The sequence below is a fragment of the Streptomyces silvisoli genome (genome assembly GCF_029269905.1).
GTDB lineage: Bacteria > Actinomycetota > Actinomycetes > Streptomycetales > Streptomycetaceae > Streptantibioticus_A > Streptantibioticus_A silvisoli_A.
Genome location: NZ_JARJBC010000003.1, coordinates 80,481 through 101,210, shown reverse-complemented (window position 1 = coordinate 101,210; position 20,730 = coordinate 80,481). Strand labels below are relative to the sequence as shown.

19 protein-coding genes are annotated in these 20,730 nt (G+C 71.3%); 9 read left to right on the top strand and 10 right to left on the bottom strand.

All coding sequences use genetic code 11. The features are described 5' to 3' along the window. Positions 1-10: 10 nt before the first annotated feature. The 3 genes from P3G67_RS06000 to yczE all read right to left on the bottom strand — a co-directional run bounded on the left by P3G67_RS06000 (position 11) and on the right by yczE (position 2,935). Complete coding sequence (locus tag P3G67_RS06000; protein ID WP_276092535.1) at positions 11-1,390, bottom strand: MFS transporter; 1,380 nt, start codon at positions 1,388-1,390, stop codon at positions 11-13. 72 nt (positions 1,391-1,462) lie between these two features. Then, the gene (locus P3G67_RS05995; protein ID WP_276092534.1) at positions 1,463-2,242 is read right to left on the bottom strand and encodes a glycerophosphodiester phosphodiesterase; all 780 of its coding nucleotides are present in this window, start codon (positions 2,240-2,242) and stop codon (positions 1,463-1,465) included. A gap of 18 nt (positions 2,243-2,260) precedes the next feature. Further along, positions 2,261-2,935 (bottom strand): membrane protein YczE, encoded by a 675-nt coding sequence (yczE, locus tag P3G67_RS05990; protein ID WP_276092533.1) that lies wholly within the window; start codon positions 2,933-2,935, stop codon positions 2,261-2,263. A 99-nt stretch (positions 2,936-3,034) separates the two neighbouring features. Here yczE and yczR point away from each other — a divergent pair, with 99 nt between their 5' ends. Continuing rightward, positions 3,035-4,534, top strand: a complete 1,500-nt coding sequence (yczR, locus tag P3G67_RS05985; protein WP_276092532.1) for a MocR-like transcription factor YczR — start codon at positions 3,035-3,037, stop codon at positions 4,532-4,534. 43 nt (positions 4,535-4,577) lie between these two features. On the opposite strand, the gene P3G67_RS05980 is transcribed toward yczR, so the two are convergent. Continuing rightward, entirely contained in the window at positions 4,578-6,113 is a 1,536-nt protein-coding gene (locus P3G67_RS05980) for a hypothetical protein (RefSeq protein WP_276092531.1), read from the bottom strand. Positions 6,114-6,198: 85 nt separating this feature from the next. Next, entirely contained in the window at positions 6,199-6,393 is a 195-nt protein-coding gene (locus tag P3G67_RS05975) for a hypothetical protein (RefSeq protein ID WP_269854797.1), read from the bottom strand. A gap of 345 nt (positions 6,394-6,738) precedes the next feature. Between P3G67_RS05975 and P3G67_RS05970 the strand changes: the two genes are divergently transcribed. Then, on the top strand, positions 6,739-7,158 hold the full coding sequence (locus tag P3G67_RS05970; protein ID WP_276092530.1) for an ankyrin repeat domain-containing protein: 420 nt from the start codon (positions 6,739-6,741) through the stop codon (positions 7,156-7,158). Positions 7,159-7,173: 15 nt separating this feature from the next. Here the strand turns inward: P3G67_RS05970 and P3G67_RS05965 are convergent, their stop codons facing one another. Then, entirely contained in the window at positions 7,174-7,971 is a 798-nt protein-coding gene (locus tag P3G67_RS05965; protein WP_276092529.1) for an exodeoxyribonuclease III, read from the bottom strand. A gap of 75 nt (positions 7,972-8,046) precedes the next feature. On the opposite strand from P3G67_RS05965, the gene P3G67_RS05960 reads away from it, so the two are divergent. Together P3G67_RS05960 and P3G67_RS05955 are read left to right on the top strand one after the other, a co-directional pair. Beyond that, entirely contained in the window at positions 8,047-8,568 is a 522-nt protein-coding gene (locus P3G67_RS05960; protein ID WP_276092528.1) for a GNAT family N-acetyltransferase, read from the top strand. A gap of 14 nt (positions 8,569-8,582) precedes the next feature. Further along, positions 8,583-9,584, top strand: a complete 1,002-nt coding sequence (locus P3G67_RS05955) for a GNAT family N-acetyltransferase (protein ID WP_276092527.1) — start codon at positions 8,583-8,585, stop codon at positions 9,582-9,584. Here the strand turns inward: P3G67_RS05955 and P3G67_RS05950 are convergent, their stop codons facing one another. Continuing rightward, on the bottom strand, positions 9,585-9,845 hold the full coding sequence (locus tag P3G67_RS05950; RefSeq protein ID WP_276092526.1) for a hypothetical protein: 261 nt from the start codon (positions 9,843-9,845) through the stop codon (positions 9,585-9,587). It lies immediately after the preceding gene. Between the two features lie 168 nt (positions 9,846-10,013). Between P3G67_RS05950 and P3G67_RS05945 the strand changes: the two genes are divergently transcribed. After that, positions 10,014-10,238, top strand: coding sequence for a DUF397 domain-containing protein (locus tag P3G67_RS05945; RefSeq protein WP_276092808.1), 225 nt, complete (start codon positions 10,014-10,016; stop codon positions 10,236-10,238). Positions 10,239-10,332: 94 nt separating this feature from the next. Here P3G67_RS05945 and P3G67_RS05940 read toward each other — a convergent pair whose 3' ends face one another. Next, complete coding sequence (locus tag P3G67_RS05940) at positions 10,333-10,824, bottom strand: ATP-binding protein (protein WP_276092525.1); 492 nt, start codon at positions 10,822-10,824, stop codon at positions 10,333-10,335. A gap of 224 nt (positions 10,825-11,048) precedes the next feature. Here P3G67_RS05940 and P3G67_RS05935 point away from each other — a divergent pair, with 224 nt between their 5' ends. Then, positions 11,049-11,915 (top strand): helix-turn-helix domain-containing protein, encoded by an 867-nt coding sequence (locus tag P3G67_RS05935; RefSeq protein WP_269854790.1) that lies wholly within the window; start codon positions 11,049-11,051, stop codon positions 11,913-11,915. Positions 11,916-12,013: 98 nt separating this feature from the next. Continuing rightward, positions 12,014-13,471 carry an aldehyde dehydrogenase family protein gene (locus tag P3G67_RS05930; RefSeq protein WP_276092523.1) on the top strand — a complete coding sequence of 486 codons (1,458 nt, stop codon included), beginning with the start codon at positions 12,014-12,016 and terminating at the stop codon, positions 13,469-13,471. Positions 13,472-13,490: 19 nt separating this feature from the next. Here the strand turns inward: P3G67_RS05930 and P3G67_RS05925 are convergent, their stop codons facing one another. After that, positions 13,491-14,882, bottom strand: coding sequence for a glutamate decarboxylase (locus tag P3G67_RS05925; protein WP_276092522.1), 1,392 nt, complete (start codon positions 14,880-14,882; stop codon positions 13,491-13,493). A 281-nt stretch (positions 14,883-15,163) separates the two neighbouring features. Between P3G67_RS05925 and P3G67_RS05920 the strand changes: the two genes are divergently transcribed. Both P3G67_RS05920 and lysX read left to right on the top strand, forming a co-directional pair. Continuing rightward, complete coding sequence (locus P3G67_RS05920) at positions 15,164-16,138, top strand: TauD/TfdA family dioxygenase (protein ID WP_276092521.1); 975 nt, start codon at positions 15,164-15,166, stop codon at positions 16,136-16,138. 238 nt (positions 16,139-16,376) lie between these two features. After that, positions 16,377-19,667, top strand: coding sequence for a bifunctional lysylphosphatidylglycerol synthetase/lysine--tRNA ligase LysX (gene lysX / locus P3G67_RS05915; protein WP_391858206.1), 3,291 nt, complete (start codon positions 16,377-16,379; stop codon positions 19,665-19,667). On the opposite strand, the gene P3G67_RS05910 is transcribed toward lysX, so the two are convergent. Then, positions 19,664-20,554: a trypsin-like serine peptidase gene (locus tag P3G67_RS05910; protein ID WP_276092520.1), complete on the bottom strand. Its 891-nt coding sequence runs from the start codon at positions 20,552-20,554 to the stop codon at positions 19,664-19,666. The two genes, lysX and P3G67_RS05910, sit on opposite strands and share 4 nt — an antisense overlap. Positions 20,555-20,730: the final 176 nt, after the last annotated feature.

Below are 20,730 nucleotides of genomic sequence, written 5' to 3'. Positions count from 1 at the left end.
GCCCCAGGAGCTAAATCAGGCCAGGCGCCGAACGGCCCACCGCGGCCACCGCGCGCCGTACCGGCACCCGCGCGAGCAGCACGAAGCCCACCGCGAAGAACACCACCAGCGAGATGATGGCGTAGCGGTAGTCCCCGGTCAGCTGGAACGCCAGGCCGAACAGCAGCGGGCCCAGCCAGCTCGTGCCCCGGTCGCTCATCTGGTACACGGCGAAGTACTCGGCCTCCTTGCCCTCCGGGATCAGATGCGAGAACAGCGACCGGGACAGCGCCTGGCTGCCGCCCATCACCATCCCGATCGCGCAGGCCAGCACGAAGAACCAGGCCGGACGCCCCGCTGGCAGGAAGAACCCGGCGGTCACGGTCGCGGTCCAGGCGACCAGCGCGCACAGCAGGGTCCGCTTCGCCCCGTAACGCCGGGCCAGCCGCCCCATCAGCAGCGCGCCCGCCACCGCCAGCACCTGGACCAGCAGCACCGCCGCGATCAATGTGGTCTGGCTGAGCCCCAGTTGCTGGGACCCGTACAGCGAGGCCTGCGAAATCACCGTCTGCACGCCGTCGTTGTAGACGAGGTAGGCCAGCAGGAAGGCCAGCGTCAGCGGGTAGTGACGCAACTCACGTGCCGTCGAGATCAGTTGCCGCCACCCCTGGCCTAGCGCCGCCCCCGACTCCGCGGCCACCAGCGGCCGGTCCCGCAGCCGCCGCAGCGGTACGACGGCGAACACCGCCCACCACAGCCCGGCCGAGGCCATGCAGATCCGCACCGCCATGCCCTGGGAGACGCCGAAGGAGTCATGGTTCAAGAACAGCGCCAGATTCGCCACCAGCACGATCGAACCGGCCACGTAGCCCGCGGCCCAGCCGCGTGAGGAGACCGTGTCCCGCTCGTCGGGCTCGGCGATCTGCGGCAGGAACGAGTTGTAGACCACGATCGAGGCCCCGTAGCTGACCACGGCCACGATCAGCAGCGCCCCGCCCAGCAGATAGCGGTTCCCGGCCGGGAGGAAGAAGCCGGTGGTGGCGCCCGCGCCCAGGTAGGCGAACAGCGCCAGCACCGGCTTCTTGCGCCCGGTACGGTCCGCGACCGCCGCCGCCAGCGGCATCACGAACACCGACAGCAGCACCGCCGCCGAGACGGTGTACGAGAAGAACGAGCCCGCGCGGACCGGCACGCCCAGCGGATGCACATAGCCCTGCGCGTCGGCCGCGGCCTTGGCGATTTCGGTCAGATACGGACCGAGGAAGACGGTCAGCACACTGGTGGAGAAGACCGTGATCGCGAAGTCGTAGAAGTACCAACCCCGTTGCTCGCGCCGCCGCTCCCGCGGCGAACGGCCGACGGCCGGTGCCGTCGCGGTCGTGGTCGCGTCCCGTCTGTCCTGCCCGCCCAACGCTGTCCCCTTGTCGTCCCCCGTGGTCCCCGACCCCGGGGTACCGGCCGTTGTCCCAGACCGTGTGGGGGCTCAGCCCTGCGGCCAGGCCCCCCGCTCGGCCAGCACGGCGCGCAGCGTCTCGATCTGGTCGGTCATGATGCCATCCACACCGAGGTCGAGGAGCATGCCCATCCGCTCGCGGTCGTTCACGGTCCACACGTGCACCTGAAGACCCCTGCGGTGGGCGGCGCGCAGGAACCGCCGGTCCACCACGCGCAGGCCCGACTGGCACTCCGGTACCTGGACGCACGCCGCGGCGTTCACGGCGGCTGGCGCGGGCAGCCGTCCGCCGAAGCTCAGCAGCCGCAGCGCGGCGACGCCCCGGACGCCGAGCGAGGTCGCCAGCCGTGGACCGGCGAGCGCGCGCACCCGGTCCACCCTGGCCTGGGAGAAGGAGCCCACGCAGACCCGGTGCCAGGCGTCGGCCCGCTCGATGGCCCGTACCAGTGGTTCGATCGCCGCGGCGGCCTTCACATCCACGTTGAACCGGGCCTCGGGAAAGGCGTCCAGCAACTCGTGGAACAGCGGAACCGGCTCCTTGCCCGCCACCTGGGCGGCACGCACCTCCCGCCACGGCAGATCGGCTATCGCCCCGCGGCCGTCGGTGACCCGGTCCAACGTCGCGTCATGGAAGGCGACGAGCTGGCCGTCGGCCGTTGCGTGCACGTCGGTCTCCAGATAGCGGTAGCCGAGGTCGACCGCACGCCGGAAGGCGGTCAGGGTGTTCTCCAGGCCGTCCGCCGTACCGCCGCGATGGGCGAAGGCGAGTGGTCCCGGCTGGTCGAGGAAGGGGTGACGGGGTGCGCTCACACCACGCAGTATCGCGCGCTACGCACACGCCCTGGCCGGTGCCTGCGCGTCCCGGGCCACCACCGTGCCCTCGCCCGTCCCGGGCAGCGCGAAGACACCGAGGAACACCTGGGCCAGCGGGCCGATCGCCAGCGCGTACGCGACCGTGCCGACGCCCACCGAACCGCCGAGCAGGAAGCCCGACACCAGCACCGCGACCTCGATCGCGGTACGCACCAGCCGGATGGAGCGGCCGGTGCGCCGGTGCAGTCCGGTCATCAGCCCGTCGCGCGGTCCAGGACCGAAGCGGGCCGAGATGTACAGGCCGGTGGCGATGGCGTTCAGCACGATCGCCGCGGCCAGCAGCGGTACCCGCACGGTCAGCGAGTGCGGTACGGGCACCAGGCGCAGCGTCGCGTCCAGCGAGAGTCCGACCAGGAAGACGTTGGAGACCGTGCCCAGACCGGGCAGTTGCCGAAGCGGCCACCACAGCAGCAGTACCAGCGCCCCGGCGATGATCGAAACGGTGCCGATGCTCAGCCCGGTGTGCCGGGTGACGCCCTGGTGCAGCACGTCCCATGGGTCGAGGCCGAGTCCGGCGCGGACCAGCAGGGCGTCGCTCGCGCCGTACAGCACGAGTCCGACATAGAGGTGGACGAGACGACGGCCGATGCGTGAACCCCTGCGGGGAAAACGCGGACGGGAAACCAGCAAAGCGGACACCCCCCTGGTGAAGTGGCTGGCTCCGTGTCACTCTGAAGTACGGCCATGGTCCAATTCCACGGCCAATCCAGGGAAGGTGGACTGGTCCTGATGGCGCAGTGGACTGCCGCGGTGAGTGCCGCACAACTGGCGCGGCTGCTGGCTCCGCACAGTGAGCGGGGCGGACGCGGTGACGGCCGCAAGGTCCCGGCGTACCGGGGGCTCGCGGACGGCGTACGGCTGCTGGTGCTCGAAGGCCGGGTGCCGGTCGCGGCACGGCTGCCCGCCGAACGGGAGCTGGCGGTGGCGCTCGGCGTCAGCCGTACCACGGTGGCCGCCGCGTACGAGGCACTGCGCGCCGACGGGTTCGTCAAGTCCCGCCGGGGCGCGGGGAGTTGGACCGCCGTACCGGACGGCCGCCCGGTGCCCGCGGGAGGCCTGGAGCCGCTGCCGCCGGAGACCGCCGCCTCGGTGATCGACCTCGGCTGCGCGGCGCTTCCGGCACCGGAGCCCTGGCTCACCCGGGGCATCCAGGGCGCGCTCGCCGAACTGCCCGCCTACGCCGCCACCCACGGCGACTACCCGGCCGGAATCCCCGCGCTGCGCGAGGCGATCGCCAACCGCTACACCGAGCGCGGTGTGCCGACCATGCCCGAGCAGATCATGGTGACCACCGGTGGGATGGGCGCGGTGGCCGCCGCCGCCCGGCTGTTCGCCGGGCGCGGGGAACGGATCGCGGTGGAGGCGCCCAGCTACGCCAACGTCCTGCAACTGTTCCGGGAGAACGGCGCCCGCCTGGTCCCGGTGGCGATGGCGAACGGACTGGCGGGCTGGGACCTGGGGGCCTGGCGGCGGGTCATGCGGGACGTCGCGCCGTCCATGGCCTACGTGATCCCGGACTTCCACAACCCCACCGGTGCGCTGGTCGGTGACGACCAGCGCCGCGAACTGGTCGAGACGGCGCGTGCGGCGGGTGTGGCGCTGGTCGCCGACGAGACGATGGCGGAGCTGTCCATCGACCCCGAGGGCGGCATGCCGCGCCCGCTCGCCGCCTACGACCGGGGCGGCGGCACGGTGGTGACGGTGGGCTCGGCGAGCAAGGCGTTCTGGGCGGGGCTGCGCATCGGCTGGGTACGGGCGGCGCCCGAACTGGTGCGGCGGATGGTGGCCGCCCGGGCCTACCTGGACCTCGGCTCACCGGTCGTCGAGCAACTCGCGGTGGTGTGGCTGATGCGCGGCGAGGGCTGGGCGGAGGCGGTGGCGCTGCGCCGCGCGCTCGCCCGGGCCAACCGCGACGCGCTGGTGGACGCGCTGCGCAGGCGCACCCCTGACTGGGAGTTCGAGGTCCCGGCGGGCGGTCTGACCATGTGGGTGCGCACCGGTGACGTGTCCGGCTCCCGGCTCGCCGTGACGGGGGAGCAGTACGGGGTGCGGGTGCCGTCCGGCCCGCGCTTCGGCGTGGACGGCGCGTTCGAGGGTTACATCCGCCTGCCGTTCTCGGCTGCCGCCCCGGTGGCGGACGAGGCGGTCTCCCGCCTGGCCGCCGCCGCGGAGGCGGTGCGGTCCGGGGGGCCGATCGACCTGCAGACCGCCGGATCCCTGGTGGCGTGAGCCGGGCGTCGGGGGGCCTGCCCCTAGAAGACATCCGCTCGACTCAACCGCCCCCGGTTTCGGGGGACTTGGCCATGGAGACGGGCTGCGGATGGGCGGTGGGAAGCAGCGCCAGCACCAACTGCCGGTGGGCGTCGGGGGTGTCCTCGTCGTACGGATCCGGCGTGGCCGGAACCTGAAGTCGCTGTACCGGGCCGTCGCCGAGCCGGGCGTACCCGCGCCCGGCCGGCACGTGCGCCGCGGGTGTGGTGCACGGCAGCGCGCCGAGCACGTCCCGGATCTGCGCGGCGGGCAGGGCGCCGAGCACCACCCGGGCGTTGACGTGCCGCAGCTCGCCGAAGTCCAGCGCCTCCGCCTGCTCGCCGAGGGCGACCGCGACGCCCGCCGCGCGGCCGTGCCGCAGCGGCACCTCCAGCAGCCGCAGCGGATCCGTGCGCCCTTCCGCATGGGCGAGTTGGGACAGTCCGCTCGGCCGGTCCACGATGATCCACAGCGGTCGCCGGGTGTCCCGTGGCGCGGGCCGCCCGGCCTGCCGGGCCCGGCTGACCGCGATCAGCCGCCGTTCCGTCTCGTGTGCCGCCCACTCCAGCGTGGCGAGCGCCCCCGCCAGCCCGCTCTCCACCGCGAGCACCCCCGGCCGCCCGGACAGGAACAGGTACTCGCCGGTGCCGCCGCCGTCGATGGCCAGCAGGTCACCGTGGTGCAGGGCCTGGAGGGCGATGGACCGCAGCAGGGTGGTCACCCCGCTGCCGGGGCGGCCGACCGCCAGCAGATGGGGTTCGGTCGAGCGCGGCCCGGTCCGCCAGACCACCGGTGGCGCGTCCCGTACCGTGTCGTCGACCCGTACCGGGATGGTGCGGCTCGCGGAGTCCGCGTCGGTGAAGCCGAGCACCGTCTCACCGGGCGCGGTGACGAACCGCTGGGCGACGATGGTGGTGGGCAGCGGCGGCAGCGCGGTCAGGGTGAGGTGGTTCTCCTCCTCGTTCCAGTCGAACCGGTACTCCCGCCCGCGCCCGGCCTTCGCGTGCAGCAACTGCTCGATGCGCGCCCGCGATTCGGGCTCGCCGTCGGTGAAGTACGCCGGGTAGCGCAGCCGCAGCGCGACCAGCCGTCCCTGCGCGAACTGGTACGCCACGAAGGCGTGCCGCCAGTCGCCCTCGTGCCGGTAGAGCGGCCGGGGATCGCCCTCGGCGCTCAGGTACGGCACGAGCGCCTCGTAGAGGCACCGCAGCCTGACGCGCTCGGCCTCGCTGGGACCCTCCGGAGCCCGGACGCGGTCCCGGCCGAGCCACGCGGCGGAGCCCATCAGCCCCACGCCGACCAGGACCGGACCGTACGGCAGCAGCGCCACGACGAACAGCGCGGCGGCGGAGACGAACAGCGTGGTGTTCCTGCGGTCCCTGGGGGCGGTGGACCACCAGCGGTGCAGCCAGGCGGCCTGGCGGCGCAGCCCTCGGGTGATCGTGATGATGGGGTGCAGGACGTCTGTGGCGTTGTCGGCGGCGAACCGTGCGAGGTCGCGGCCACGGTCCCAGGCGGGCCGGTTGCTCAGGATGCCGGGGAGGGGGCGCCGGGCCACATGGACTCCAAAGCGGGCCGAAGGGGTGGGTGGGCGGCGCGCCCGGAGCGGGGCAGAACCGCTCCGGGCGACCGGTGCGGTCCGGCTAGATCTTGATCCCTCCGATGAGGCTGGCGAGGCTCGCCCCGCCCGCCTTGATGCTCGGCGCGATCGCGGAGCTCGCGAGATAGAAACCGAAGAGTGCGCAGACGAGGGCGTGGGACACCTTCAGTCCGTCCTTGCGGAAGAACAGGAAGACGATGACACCGAGCAGTAGGACGCCCGACATGGTGAGGATCATGGGGTTTCTCCAGTGGGGTGGGGGCGGTCACCATGAGTTCTTCCAGGATTACAAAAAGTAATAATCGCTTAAAGATGCCGTTCGGGTGACTTATTTGTTTTTTCACCGCTATGGCCCCTTCTGTGGAAAGCCGCGCCCGTCGCCAGCATTTCCGGGTTCGCGGTGGACCATGTCCCCGCCGGGTACGGCGACGCAAAAGCCGCCCGTGCGGGTGATGTGACCTCAACTGCGGCCGAGCGCAGGCTCGCCGCCCCGCTCGGGGTGCGGCGGAGTCACCATGCATATGGTGAGGCGGCATGGAATCGCCCCTCCGTACCGTGACAAGCGACCCAGGAGCCGGTAGAGATGACGCACCCCACGCCCGAGAACGGGACCGAGCCCGCGCACGACCCCGAGGTCATCCAGCTCGCGGCCAAGGTCTTCGACCTGGCCCGACAGGGCGCCACCGACACCCTGGCCGCCTATGTGGACGCGGGTGTTCCGGCGAATCTGTCCAACGACAAGGGCGACACCCTGGTGATGCTCGCCGCCTACCACGGCCATCCGAAGGCGGTCGCCGCGCTGCTCGCCCGGGGCGCCGACCCCGACCGCCCCAACGACCGGGGGCAGACCCCGCTGGCCGGAGCGGTCTTCAAGGGCGAGGACGAGGTGGTGCGGGAACTGTTCGAGGCGGGCGCCGACCCCAACGCGGGCACACCGACCGCGCTTGAGACCGCCCGGATGTTCGGCAAGGACGAGCTGGTCGCCCTCTTCGAAGGCCGCTGACCGCCGCGGCCGGGGTCAGACCCGGAAGGTGACCGTCACCGGCGCGTGGTCCGACCAGCGCAGCGTGTAGTCCGCGGCCCGCTCCACCGTCGCGGAGTCGGCCCGCGCCGCGATGCCGGGGGTGGCGACGACGTAGTCGATCCGCCACCCGGCGTCGTTGTCGAACGCCTTGCCGCGGTACGACCACCACGAGTACGGGCCGGTGACGTCCGGATGCAGTGAGCGCACCACGTCCACGTAACCCGCCTCGTCGAAGACCCGGGACAGCCAGGCGCGCTCCTCCGGGAGGAAGCCGGAGTTCTTGGTGTTCGCCTTCCAGTTCTTCAGGTCCGCCTCGCGGTGCGCGATGTTCCAGTCACCGCACACCAGTACCTCGCGCCCCGCGGCGGCGGCGCTGGCGCGCAGGTCGACCAGATGGGCGAAAAACTCCTTCATGAAGCGTTCCTTCTCCGCCTGCCGCTCGGTGCCCACCTCGCCGGACGGCAGATACAGGCTGGCCACCGTCACGCCGGGCAGATCCACCTCGACATAGCGCCCCGAGGTGTCGAACTCGGCCGAGCCAAAGCCCACCCGCACCCGTTCCGGTTCCTGTCGCGAGTACACCGAGACGCCCGACCGGCCCTTGACCGAGGAGGCGGCGTGGACGGTGTGCCAGCCGTCCGGCTCGCGCACCTCGGCGGGCAACTGAGCGAGCTCGGCGCGCACCTCCTGGAGACACACCACATCGGCGCCGGTCGCCGCCAGCCAGGGGCCGAACCCCTTCTTGGCCGCGGCGCGCAGCCCGTTGACGTTCACGGTGGTGATGGTGAACAAAGCATGCTCCTGGGTCGCGGACAAACGCCGCGCCAGCCTACTCGACGGTCGTTTCGGTCCCCGTACCATGCCCGGGTGGACATACGAGCGGAGATACGCACCGTGCGCTACGACCACCCGGACGCGGTGGCGCTGACCGAGCGGGTGCAGCAGGAGTACGTGCTGCGATACGGCGAGCCGGACGCCACGCCGATGGACCCGGCGCACTTCGATCCGCCGAACGGGCTGTTCCTGGTCTGCTACCTCGACGGCGATCCCGTGGCCACCGGCGGCTGGCGCGCCAAGGACGCCTCCCCGGACGGCCACGAGGACGGGGACGCCGAGCTGAAGCGGATGTTCGTGGTTCCGGAAGCCCGCGGCCGGGGGCTGGCCCGCCGGGTACTGGCCGAGTTGGAGACCAGCGCGGCCACGGCCGGACGGCGGCGGATGGTGCTGGAGACCGGAGAGCTGCAGCCCGAGGCGATATCCCTGTACACCTCGTGCGGATACACACCGGTGGCGAAGTTCGGGGTGTACCGGGACGCGCCGCTCAGCGTGCACCTGGGCCGTCCGCTGACCGGTGTAGGGGCCTTGCCGGAGCGGTCCGAGGCCCGTTAGCGTCCGGTCGCACCATGACCTTCGCCATCGCGCCGATGACGGCCGAGCACATCCCGGAGTCCGCCGCCCTCCTCGACCGCTGGTACACCCGGGCCCGCCGGCCACGCGGATATCCGGCGCCCGAAAACCCCTACGACGGTGAGGAGTCGCTGGCCAAGCTGCTCGCCGGACCGGGCACCGAGGCGGTGGCGGCGCGTGGCGGGCGGGGCAGGCTCGGTGGCTACCTCATCCTCGCCCCGGACCAGCAGGACGGCGACGACCGGCCGGACGAGCACCGGCATCCGCACTCCGCGCTGGTCGCCCACGGCGGGCACGCACTGCACCCGGGCCGGGAGCCCGAGGCGCTGCGCGCGCTGTACGCGGCGGTCGCCGAACGGTTCGTGGCGGGCGGCCGGCTGGTGCACCACGTCGACCTGCCCGCCGACGACACCGTGGCGATGGCCTGGTTCCGGCTCGGCTTCGGCCTTGAGCGGATGCGCGGGCTGCTGCCGGTGCGGGCCAGCGGCCGTCAGCCGCGCGGGGTGGACGGGCTGTCCATCCGCCGGGCCGGCGCCGCGGATCTCGGGCCGATAGGGCGGATGGCCGCCGCGTCGGCCGAACACCGGCGGCACGCGGCGGTGTTCCAGCCGCAGCCCCAGGAGGCGCTCGACCGGCTGCGCACCCGCTACGCCGAGGCGCTCGCCGAGCCGGACAGCGCGGCCTGGCTCGCTGTTCGCCGCGGTGAGGAGGCCGGGATGGTGGTGCTCACCCCGGCCCGCCCGGGCCCCTTCACCCCCGAGTCGGCGGTCGAGCTGGCCGAGGCGTACGTCGAGCCGGACACGCGTGGCGAGGGGGTCAGCCGGGTGCTGCTGGCCACCGCGCTGGCCTGGGCGTACGACCGCGGATACCGCCATATGGCGGCCAACTGGCCGACTGCCTCCCCGCTTTCGGCGGGACACTGGCCGGCCCTCGGCTTCACCCCGGTCGCCTACCGGCTGTGCCGGGTGATCGACTCCCGTATGGCACCTGGCAGTTGATCATGGCTCGAAGCGCCCCTCGCTGAAGTCCCCGCTGCGGACGGCGCCAACTCGCCCAGCCGGTAGAGGGCGTTCGCTGCGGGCCACTGTGCCGGTCCTCCGGCCGAACTCCGGATCGCCGTCGTCGACCACACGCGGTCCCCGCTGGCGCGGCCGGGCGCAGACAGTCAGCTGCGCCGTGTGCTGGGCGGGCCGGGAGCGCGGGAAGTCCCCGGCGGCCGCGTCGAACGCCTTCACATCACTGGTGGTTGTCCATTCCATACCGCATCGTGGCGCATACAGGGAGTTGCCGGCATCCGAATTCCGTGGCACTACTGAGAGTTGTCGCACAGTCAACTGCACGGGCTTCTGCATGTGCAGCGCGCTATCATTCCCGCCGGTGAGAACCGCACGTCCCAGGAGGTATCCGTGCGCCGCACATACAACGGCATGGCAGCGAGTGAACTCCAGGGCGCCGTCTGGCAGAAAAGCCGGCACAGCAACTCCCAGGGGACGTGCGTCGAGTTGGCCGCGCTGCCTGGTGGCGATGTCGCGGTACGCAACTCCCGTTTTCCCGAGGGCCCCGCACTGATATACACGAGAGCGGAGATCGAGGCGTTGCTTCTCGGGGTGAAGGACGGGGAGTTCGACCATCTGGTCCAGGGCGCTCCGTAGAATCCCGTATTCCGCAAAAGCGCGGCCGCGGGCGGAAGCGAAGCCACGCGGCCGGGCCGAAGCGGAACCGGAGCCCGAAGCAAAGCGGAATCAGTTAGTTGGACGGGGCCGGGAAGAGAGCCCAGACGACCTTCCCCGCACCCGTGAGGGGATGCCACCCCCAGGTTTCACAGCACGACGCGATCAGATGCAGCCCCCGGCCCGACTCCGCGGTGAAGTCGGGGGCCCTGGGCACCGGCCCCTGGCTGCTGGGATCGCGTACCGAAACCACCACCCGCGAGGTCCAGCGCGCGAGGCCGAGCCGGACCACGGGGGGCGGTGAAGTCTGCGCGGCCGTCGGGTGCGGCCCCGTGTCCGTCCCGACGCCGTGCCGCAGCGCGTTGGTGACGAGTTCCGATGCCACCAGCGCGACGTTGTCCACCAGTTCGCACAGCTCCCATCGGCGCAGCGTGGTGTACGTGAAGTGCCGCGCCTCCCGCACCGATTCGTAGGCGGCGGTCAGCTCGCAGGCCGACGACGCCAGTCTCTCGGACGGGAGCACCACGTCCCATAAGGGCGCGAGCGCCACCGAGCCGTCACTTCCCATGACCGACACCTCGGGCTGTTGTGGGCCTGGTCGACAAGTGCACGGTTCACATCGTCCACAACCGGCAGGCAGTATGCAAGAGCGGATGCACGTGCAGATGCCGGGTTGGCATATGCACGGGCAGACTCATGTGCACCGTTCGGTTACAGCTGGCGGGAAGCGGAGTCCGCCGCGGCCGGGAGGTGACAGACTTCGCCTGATCCATGGATGGAGAGGCTAACCACATGACGACAGATCAGCCGGGGAGTGGATCGGTGGTCCGCCGGATCCTTCTCGGCTCCCAACTGCGCCGATTGCGGGAGTCGAAGGGCGTCACCCGGGAGGACGCCGGGTACTCGATCCGGGCGTCCGAGTCCAAGATCAGCCGCATGGAACTGGGGCGGGTGAGCTTCAAGGAACGCGATGTCGCCGACCTGCTCACGCTCTACGGGGTGACCGGTCAGACCGACCGCGAGGCGCTGCTCGCGCTGGCCAGGGAGGCCAACGTCGCGGGCTGGTGGCACTCCTATGGTGATGTGCTGCCCGGCTGGTTCCAGACATATGTGGGCCTGGAGGAGTCCGCGTCCCACATCCTCACTTTTGAAGTGCAGTTCATACACGGTCTGTTGCAGACCGACGAGTACGCCCGCGCGGTAGTCCGCCTCGGCCAGCCGAACGCCTGCGACGACGAGGTCGAGCGCCGCGTCGACCTGCGGATGCGCCGCCAGAAGATCCTCACCGGAGAGCGTTCGCCACACCTGGTCGTCGTGCAGGACGAGGCCGCGCTGCGCAGGCCCTTCGGCGGGCCCGAGGTGATGCGCGGGCAGATGCGGCGGCTGCTCGAACTCAGCGACCACCCCGATGTCTCGCTGCACGTCGTGCCGTTCGAGTTCGGCGGCCACGCGGCGGAGTGCGGGGCGTTCACCATGTTGCGCTTCCCGGAGAGCGATCTGCCCGACGTGGTGTACCTGGAACAGCTCACCAGCGCGCTCTACCTCGACAAGCGCGACGAAGTGGCGCAGTACGCCCGGCTGATGGACCGGCTGCGTACCGAGGGGCTCACCCAGGCGGGCACCCGGGACCTGTTGCGGACCATCCTGCGGGACACCTGATACACCCACCGTGATCCACAACTTCCTTGGCACATCAGTACCATGAGGCCGCATCAGATCAATGGGTGTGTCCACCAGGTCCGCGTGAAAGGGATGGCATGTCCTATTCGTCCGAGCTGGCGCTCCAGTACATCGACGGGCAGTGGAAGCCCGGCAGCGGCTCCTGGGAGATCATCGACTTCAACCCGTACAACGGGGAGAAGATCGCGTCCATCACCGTGGCCACCGTCGCCGAGGTCGACCAGGCCTACCGCGCCGCCGAACGCGCGCAGAAGGAGTGGGCCCAGGTCAATCCCTACACCCGGCGTCTGGTCTTCGAGCGGGCCTTGCGGATCGTTGAGGACCGTGAGCACGAGATCACCGAGATCATCATCGATGAACTCGGCGGCACCCGGGTCAAGGCCGGATTCGAACTCGCCCTGACCAAGGACATGTTCCGCGAGGCGATGCACCTGTCCCTGCGCCCCGAGGGGCGGATCCTGCCGTCACCGGTGGACGGCAAGGAGAACCGGCTCTACCGGCTGCCGGTCGGCGTCGTCGGAATCATCAGCCCGTTCAACTTCCCGCTGTTCCTGTCCCTGAAGTCGGTTGCCCCGGCCCTCGCGTTGGGCAACGGCGTGGTACTCAAGCCGCACCAGAACACCCCGATCGTCGGCGGCACGCTGATCGCCAGGATCCTTGAGGAGGCCGGGCTTCCACCGGGGCTGCTGAACGTCGTGGTCACCGACATCGCCGAGATCGGTGACGCGCTCATCGAGCACCCCGTGCCGAAGGTCATCTCCTTCACCGGATCCGACAAGGTCGGCCGGCATGTCGCCCAGGTCGCCGCGGGCCACTTCAAGCGCACCGTGCTGGAACTCGGCGGCAACAGCGCGCTGATCGTGCTGGACGACGCCGACCTCGACTACGCGGTGGACGCCGCGGTCTTCAGCCGCTTCGCCCACCAGGGTCAGGTGTGTATGGCGGCCAACCGGGTGCTGGTGGACCGCTCGGTGGAGAAGGAGTTCACCGAGCGGTTCGTCGCCCGGATCCGCGGCCTGCGGGTGGGAGACCCCAAGGATCCGGCCACGCACATCGGCCCGCTGATCAACCCCAACCAGGCTGATGCCATCGAGGCGCAGATCATCCAGGCCATCGACGGCGGCGCCACCGCCCTGCTGCGCGGTCGCACCGAGGGCACGCTGATGGAGCCCTCCGTGCTGACCGGGGTGCCCGCGGACGCGCCCATCCTGTCGACGGAGATCTTCGGCCCGGTGGTGCTGGTCATCCCGTTCGACGGCGAGGACGAGGCGGTGCGGATCGCCAACGACACACCGTTCGGGCTCAGCGGCGCCGTGCACACCGGCGATGTCGAACGCGGCGTGCGGGTGGCGCAGCGGATCGACACCGGCATGATCCACGTCAACGACGGGACCATCGCGGACGAGCCGATCGTCGCCTTCGGCGGGGAGAAGGCCTCGGGCGTGGGACGGCTCAACGGCGAGTCCACCATCGAGGCGTTCACCACGCTCAAGTGGATCGGCGTCCAACACCGGCGCAGCGCCTTCCCGTTCTGAGGCCCTCCCGTTCGGCGACTCAGTGGTGGAAGCCCGGCTGCTCCTCGGCGCCGGACAGGTGGCGGCGCCGGATGTCGGCGAGCGCCCCCTTCAGATCGCTGATGAGCAGTTCGGCGAGGTCACGGCTGACCCCGTGCCGTACCACCACGCGTTGTACGACGACGTCCTGCCGGTCGGCGGGCAGCGGATAGGTCGGCACCTGCCAGCCGCGCAGCCGCAGCCGCTCCGACAGGTCGTACAGCGTCCAGTCGTCACTGCCCGGGCGCGGCGGCTGGGTCAGCGTCCAGCACGCCACCGGCAGCCCGGATCTGCCGTCGTGCAGCACGGTGAACGGCCCCAGTTCCGCGACGGCGTCGGCGAGCCGGGTGGCGACCTGGGCGCAGGCGCCCTGTACCGCGGTGTAGCCCTCGCGTCCCAGCCGCACCAGGTTGTAGTACTGGGCGATCACCTCCCCGCCGGGGCGGCTGAAGTTGAGGGCGAAGGTCGGCATGTTGCCGCCCAGGTAGTCGATGTGGAAGATCAGTTCCTCCGGCAGGTACTCGGCGTCCCGCCAGACCGCCCAGCCGACGCCGAGCGGTGAGAGGCCGAACTTGTGGCCCGAGGCGTTGATGGACTTCACCCGGTCCAGCCGGAAGTCCCACTCCAGGTCGGGCTGCAGGAACGGAGCGACGAAGCCGCCGCTCGCCGCGTCCACGTGCACCGGGATGTCCAGGCTGGTGCGCCGCGCCAACTCGTCCAGCGCGCGGGTGATTTCGGCGACCGGCTCGTACTTCCCGTTGAAGGTGACGCCGAGGGTGGTCACCACGCCGATGGTGTTCTCGTCGCAGTACTGGGCGAGTTGCTCCGGCCGCATGGTGAGGCTGTCCGGCAGCAGCGGGATCTGCCGCAGCTCCACGTCGAAGTAGCGGCCGAACTTCTCCCAGCACACCTGCACCGGGCCGCACACCAGGTTGGGCCGCTCGGTGGGCTGCCCGGCGGCCCGCCGCTTCGCCCGCCAGCGGCGCTGCATCGCCAGGCCCGCCAGCATGGCCGCCTCGCTGGAACCAGTGGTGGAACAGCCCACCGCGGACGTACCGTCCGGCGCGTGCCACAGATCGGCCAGGACGTGCACACACCGCGACTCGAGCTCCGCCGTCTGCGGGTACTCGTCCTTGTCGACCAGGTTCTTGTCCAGGGTCTCGGACATGATGTCCCGGACCTCGGGCTCCGTCCAGGTCGTGCAGAACGTGGCGAGGTTCTGCCGGGAGTTGCCGTCCAGCAGCAGTTCGTCGTTGATCAACTGGTACGCCGCCCGGGCCGGCATGGTGCCGTCGGGGATGCGGTAGCGCGGGAGCGGTTCGAACGCTCCGGGCAGCGCGTACAGGTCGTCGGGTGCGTATTGCCGCGCTTGGTCGACGCGGTGCAGTGGCATGGCACAACCTCCTGACGGTGGGTTCCATCCTGCCCGGGGCGGCTGCCGGTCATCCGTTCGCAATGCCGGGCGGCGTCCCTTCTGGACCGTTCGGACGCCTCGCTGGTACGGCGTACGGCGGTAGGGCGCGGCCCGCCCGGACCTTCCGGCGGCAAGCTCAGATCTTCCTCAAGGAATCATGAAGGGCATTTGCCGCCGAAGGCCGAGGGGTAACGTCAATGGGGTTGCTGAATTTCCCTGGACTTCGCTCAAAAAGCCTCGGTTAAGGAGATTTTGACGGCATGCATGACGTTCCCCGGGAAGCGGTCCGCGTCACCGACGCCGTAAAGGTGTCGCTTTCCGCGGATCTGCGTGCGCACCCTGGCCTCGGAGGCGTCACCCCGGATTCCGACCCGCGCGCCTACACCGAGACGGGCGCCAAGCACCTGCGGAATCATCTGCCCGCCGCCGTACTGGAACAGTTGAAGGCGTGGCGCCGGGAACCGTCTCCCTGGCTGACGGTGTCCAACCTGCCGGAAACGGAGGAATGGATTCCGACGCCGGGCAACGGATTCAGCGATGAATCCACCCTCACCGTTCCCAACCTGGTCCACTTCGGGCTGCTCCATCTGCTCGGCCTGACGCCGGTGGCCTACCGCTGGGAGAACGAGGGACGCCTCATCCGGAACGTCGCGCCACGGCCCGGCTCAGGGCGGGCACTCACCTCCTGGGGCTACTCCGCACCGCTCGACTGGCACACCGACGACTCGATCCTCGACCACACCGAGGGCGCCGAGGCGTCGATAGCGATCCCGCACTACCTCTCGTTCTACGGGATGCGCAACGAGGAGGAGGTTCCCACCGACCTGCTCCCGCTCGCCGAGGTGCTCGCCACCCTGCCCCAGTGGGTCGTCGACGACCTACGGCTTCCCGAGTTCCTGGTGACCGCCCCGGAGTCCTACGCGGCCAGTGCCGACGGCGGCCCGATGGCCCGCGAGGGCGTGCCGCTGCTGTGGACGCTGCCGGACGGCCACGACGCCGTACGGTACGGGCCGGGCCGGATCACCGGCCTGACGCTGCGCGCCACCCGGGCACTGACCCAATTCGAGCGGCGGCTGGGCGAGTTGGACGGCGTCGCGGTACTGATCGGTGCGGGGGACTTCCACATCTTCGACAACCGCCGAGTGCTGCACCGCCGAGTCCCGTTCCAGCCTGCCGCACAGGGGACGGCGCGCTGGCTGCGGCGCTGCTACGCGCAAAGCCGCGGAGGGCAGTAGGCGGTGCGGTTGTCGGGCGGCCGTCGGCACGGATGCCGACGGCCGCCTTCCGCTGCCCGCCTCGCGCGCCCGGACAGGCTAGTGTCACGAAACCGGCGAAATGCCGCATCGAGTGTGCTGTGCGAAGCGGCCCGCACGTCGCTACCGTGACGGTGGTGGTGACCTGTGTCCGGACCGACAGCGCCGGGTCCGGCCGGATCCGGGGGTTGCCTCCCGGACCCCCACCATAAGGAGGGCCATGAGCGGCGGTGAGCGCAAGACCCGGCCCGGCCCGCTGCGACGCGTGGCGATGCGGGTGCCCGCCTGGGCCGGCGGGTTCTTCGGTCTGCTCGGCATCGCCTGCGCACTGTCCGCGCTGGTCAGCCCGGTGCGCTGGCTGCTGTCGCCGGTGCTGGAGCTGATCGACGACTGGATCGTCCCGGCCTCGCCCAACCTCGCCTACGCGGTCTTCCTGCTGCTGCTCGCCGGTGCGCTGCTCGCCCGCAAGCGGGTCGCGTGGTGGGTGGTCACCTTCTACACCGGCCTGGTGCTGCTCGCGGAGATCCTCACCATCGACCTCGTCGGCCCGGTGGACGCCGCCGTCTCCCTGGTGATCACCGGCCTGATCATGGCCGCGCTGCTGCTGTCCCGCAAACAGTTCGCGGCCCGGGTGCGGCGCGGAGCCTTCTGGCGGGCACTGGGCGTACTGGCCCTGGGGCTGGCCGTCGCGGTGCTGCTCGGCTGGGGCCTGGTGGAACTCTTCCACGGCGGACTGCCCGCCGCGCAGCGGCTGCCGTGGGCCGCCAACCGGGTCTTCGGCGGACTGATCAGCGGGCGCCACTTCCCCCAGCACCCCCCGATGGCGGTGAGCTTCCTGCTCGGGCTGTTCGGCGCCCTGGCCCTGCTCAACGCGGCGGCCGTGCTGTTCCGTTCGCAACGGGCGCAGGCCACGCTGCACGGTGACGAGGAGGCCCGCCTCCGCGCGCTGCTCGCCCGCCACGGTGCCCATGACTCGCTCGGCTACTTCGCCACCCGCCGGGACAAGGCGGTGGTCTTCGCGCCCAGCGGCGGCGCCGCGGTCACCTACCGGGTCGAGGCGGGCGTCTGCCTGGCCAGTTCGGACCCGGTGGGCGACCACGGGGCGTGGGACGCGGCCGTCGAGGCATGGCTGGGCCTGGCCCGTAAGTACGCCTGGGTCCCGGCCGTCATGGGCGCCAGCGAGGAGGGCGCCAAGGCCTACGCGCGCGCCGGGCTGAACGCACTGCAACTCGGCGACGAGGCGGTGCTGGAGACCGCCCGCTTCGACCTGGCCGGACGCGACATGCGGGTCACCCGGCAGGCGGTGAACCGGGTCCGCCGCACCGGGATGACCTGCCGGATCCGCCGCCACGGCGACCTGGCGCCGCAGGAGATGGAGCGGGTCATCGCGCTGGCCGACGCCTGGCGGGACACCGAGGTCGAGCGCGGCTTCTCGATGGCGCTCGGCCGCCTCGGCGACCCGGCGGACGCCGACTGCCTGCTCGCCGAGGCGGTCGACACCGAGGGGCAGACCGTGGCGCTGCTGTCCTTCGTGCCCTGGGGCTCGGACGGCATCTCGCTGGATGTGATGCGCCGGGACCGCAACGCGCCCAACGGGGTCATGGAGTTCCTGGTCACCGAGATCGCCGAGCGGGCACCGCGGCTGGGCATCAAACGGGTGTCGCTGAACTTCGCGGTGTTCCGCGCGGTCTTCGAACAGGGCGCGCGCATCGGCGCGGGCCCGGTGCTGCGGCTGTGGCGCAGGATGCTGCTGTTCTTCTCCAAGTGGTGGCAGCTGGAGGCGCTGTACCGGTCGAACGTGAAGTACAAGCCGGACTGGTATCCGCGGTTCCTGTGCTTCGCCGAAGGGCGCCAGGTGGCCCGGATCGGGCTGGCCGCCGGGATCGCCGAGGGGTTCGTGGACTTCCCGCGCTTCGGCTGGCACAAGGGGGTACGCCCGCCCGTCAGCGCCGAGCCGCTGCCGCCGCTCACCGAACTCGCCCACGGCGCACCCGACGAGACGGCCGCCCTGGCCGCCGACGAGCTGGCGGCGCTGCCGGAACAGGTCCGGGTGCGCCGCCACAAGCTGGACCGGCTGATGGCGCGAGGCGTCGAGCCGTATCCGGTGGACGCGGCCAGGACCCACACCCTCGCCGAGGTCCGGGCCGCCCACCCCGACCTGCCGCCGGGGACCCGTACCGGCGAGCGGGTCGCCGTCACCGGTCGGCTGATGATGCGGCGCGACTTCGGCGGTGTGGTGTTCGCGGTGCTCCGGGACTGGTCGGGGGATCTGCAAGTCGCCCTCACCCGGGCCGACTTGGGAGCGGAGGAGCTGACCCGGTTCACCGGCGACACCGACCTCGGTGACCACATCGAGGTGCGCGGCGAGGTCGGGACCAGCGAGAAGGGCGAACTGTCGGTCTTCGCCACCTCCTGGCGGCTCACCGCCAAGTGCCTGCGTCCGCTTCCGGACAAGCGCCGGGGCCTGACCGACCCTGAGGCCCGGGTGCGCCAGCGCTATGTGGACCTGGTCATCCGCCCCGAGGCCCGCGAGGTCGTACGGGCCCGCAGTGCCGCCGTCCAGGCGCTGCGCCAGGGCCTGCTGGACCGGGGCTTCCTGGAGGTGGAGACCCCGATGCTGCAGCAGATCCACGGCGGCGCCAACGCCCGGCCGTTCACCACCCACATCAACGCCTACGGCCTCGACCTGTACCTGCGGATCGCACCCGAGCTCTACCTCAAGCGGCTGTGCGTGGGCGGTGTGGAGAAGGTCTTCGAGATGGGCCGCACCTTCCGCAACGAGGGCACCTCGTACAAGCACAACCCCGAGTTCACCATGCTGGAGGCGTACCAGGCGTTCGCCGACTACCGGGTGATGCTGGACCTCACCCGGGAACTGGTGCAGTCCGCCGCCGTCGCCGCCAACGGCGCGCAGATCGCCCGCAGGACCGCCGCCGACGGCACGGTCACCGAGTACGACATCTCCGGCTACTGGCCGGTCAAGCCGGTCTACGAGGCGATCTCCGAGGCGCTGGGCGAACGGGTCGGCCCGGATGCCGACACCCTCGCGCTGATGCGGCTGTGCGACCGGGCCGGGGTGCCGTACGCGCCCGGCACGAGCCATGGCGATCTGGTGCTGGAGATGTACGAGCGACTGGTCGAGGAGCGCACCACGCTGCCCACCTTCTACACCGACTTCCCGACCGATGTCTCCCCCCTCACCCGCCAGCACCGCACCGATCCACGGCTCGCCGAGCGCTGGGACCTGGTCGCCTTCGGCACCGAACTGGGCACCGCCTACTCGGAGTTGATCAACCCGGTGGAGCAGCGCAGACGACTCACCGAGCAGTCACTGAAGGCCGCCGGGGGCGACCTGGAGGCGATGGAGGTGGACGACGACTTCCTGACCGCCCTGGAGTACGCGATGCCGCCAACCGGCGGCCTGGGCATCGGAGTTGACCGGCTGGTGATGTTCCTGACGGGCCTGACCATCCGTGAGACACTGCCGTTCCCGCTGGTACGGCGCCGCTAACCCAGCGCCTCGGCCTGCTCGTACAGGTCGTGCACCCGCTCGCCGAAGACGCTGCTGTACGACACGTCCGGTGTCGAGCCGCCGTTGCGGTAGCCGCCGATCACTCCCACCACCGAACCGCCGCCCGACCGGTCGGCGTTGGCCAGCCAGGGGCTGCCGCTGGTGCCCGAGGTGAACCCGGGGCAGACGACCCGCAGCTGGTCCACCCCCCGGCGGGTCGCCGGGCGCGCCGTGCCGTCGCAGGAGATCGCGTCGTTGGCGTTGCGCGGATACCCCACGAGCCGGATCGGGCCGCTGTCCCGCCCGGTGCTCAGCCGGTTGCCGCCCACCACGTCCTGGATGTTGCGCCCGTCGAGCGGATCGATCACCAGGAACGCCACATCGGCCGAGCTGTCGGTGGAGTCGGCCCACTCCGGCGCCACCAGGGCGCTGCGGACCCGCCACAGCCCGGCCGGGCTGCGGCCGTCCCGGTAGCCGGGCGCGAAACCGAGGCCCGAACGGTAGCCGCTGCCCGCGCCGCCGTGCACACAGTGCGCCGCGGTGATCACCAGGTCGCGGTGCGGGCTGTCCACCACGCTGCCGGTGCAGTAGTGGTGCGGCTGGCCGGTGAGCGAGAAGACCGCGCCCACCCGGTAGTCGGGCGGGAAGGTGGTCGTCGGCGTGGGGCTGGCCGCCCGCAGCGCCGCCACCCGGCTCGCCGGAGCCGGGGTGCGGCGCGGGCGGTGCGGCGTGTGCGCGGGGGAGCGGTGCGCCGTGGCCGAGGGGTGGGCGGCGGGGCCGCCGACGGCGGCGGACGACAGGATGGCCGTGGCCAGGCAGGCGAGTACGACGCCACCCGCGCGTGCTGCCGCAGCCGTGCCGATCCGCTCCACCGCTGGCCCTCCCATGACCTCTGGTTAAGGCAGATGATCCGACGGTGTACGGCGCGGTCAGTGCTGGACACTCCAGGAGTCACTCGTACGGTGGAGGTCGAATTTCCTGTCCCCCCGCCCCGCGGGGGCGGAAACCGGCGTCGGCGGGCCACCCGGAGGTTGACGGCGAACGGGTGCGGTGGGCGGGAGGG

Bases quoted from the DNA above. Each gene is read 5' to 3' on its own strand.
- yczR (WP_276092532.1), top strand. From the start codon at position 3,035: ATGGCGCAGTGGACTGCCGCGGTGAGTGCCGCACAACTGGCGCGGCTG.
- P3G67_RS05975 (WP_269854797.1), bottom strand. From the start codon at position 6,393: ATGATCCTCACCATGTCGGGCGTCCTACTGCTCGGTGTCATCGTCTTC.
- P3G67_RS05970 (WP_276092530.1), top strand. From the start codon at position 6,739: ATGACGCACCCCACGCCCGAGAACGGGACCGAGCCCGCGCACGACCCC.
- P3G67_RS05955 (WP_276092527.1), top strand. From the start codon at position 8,583: ATGACCTTCGCCATCGCGCCGATGACGGCCGAGCACATCCCGGAGTCC.
- P3G67_RS05950 (WP_276092526.1), bottom strand. From the start codon at position 9,845: ATGGAATGGACAACCACCAGTGATGTGAAGGCGTTCGACGCGGCCGCC.
- P3G67_RS05945 (WP_276092808.1), top strand. From the start codon at position 10,014: ATGGCAGCGAGTGAACTCCAGGGCGCCGTCTGGCAGAAAAGCCGGCAC.
- P3G67_RS05940 (WP_276092525.1), bottom strand. From the start codon at position 10,824: ATGGGAAGTGACGGCTCGGTGGCGCTCGCGCCCTTATGGGACGTGGTG.
- P3G67_RS05935 (WP_269854790.1), top strand. From the start codon at position 11,049: ATGACGACAGATCAGCCGGGGAGTGGATCGGTGGTCCGCCGGATCCTT.
- P3G67_RS05930 (WP_276092523.1), top strand. From the start codon at position 12,014: ATGTCCTATTCGTCCGAGCTGGCGCTCCAGTACATCGACGGGCAGTGG.
- P3G67_RS05925 (WP_276092522.1), bottom strand. From the start codon at position 14,882: ATGCCACTGCACCGCGTCGACCAAGCGCGGCAATACGCACCCGACGAC.
- P3G67_RS05920 (WP_276092521.1), top strand. From the start codon at position 15,164: ATGCATGACGTTCCCCGGGAAGCGGTCCGCGTCACCGACGCCGTAAAG.
- lysX (WP_391858206.1), top strand. From the start codon at position 16,377: ATGAGCGGCGGTGAGCGCAAGACCCGGCCCGGCCCGCTGCGACGCGTG.
- P3G67_RS05910 (WP_276092520.1), bottom strand. From the start codon at position 20,554: ATGGGAGGGCCAGCGGTGGAGCGGATCGGCACGGCTGCGGCAGCACGC.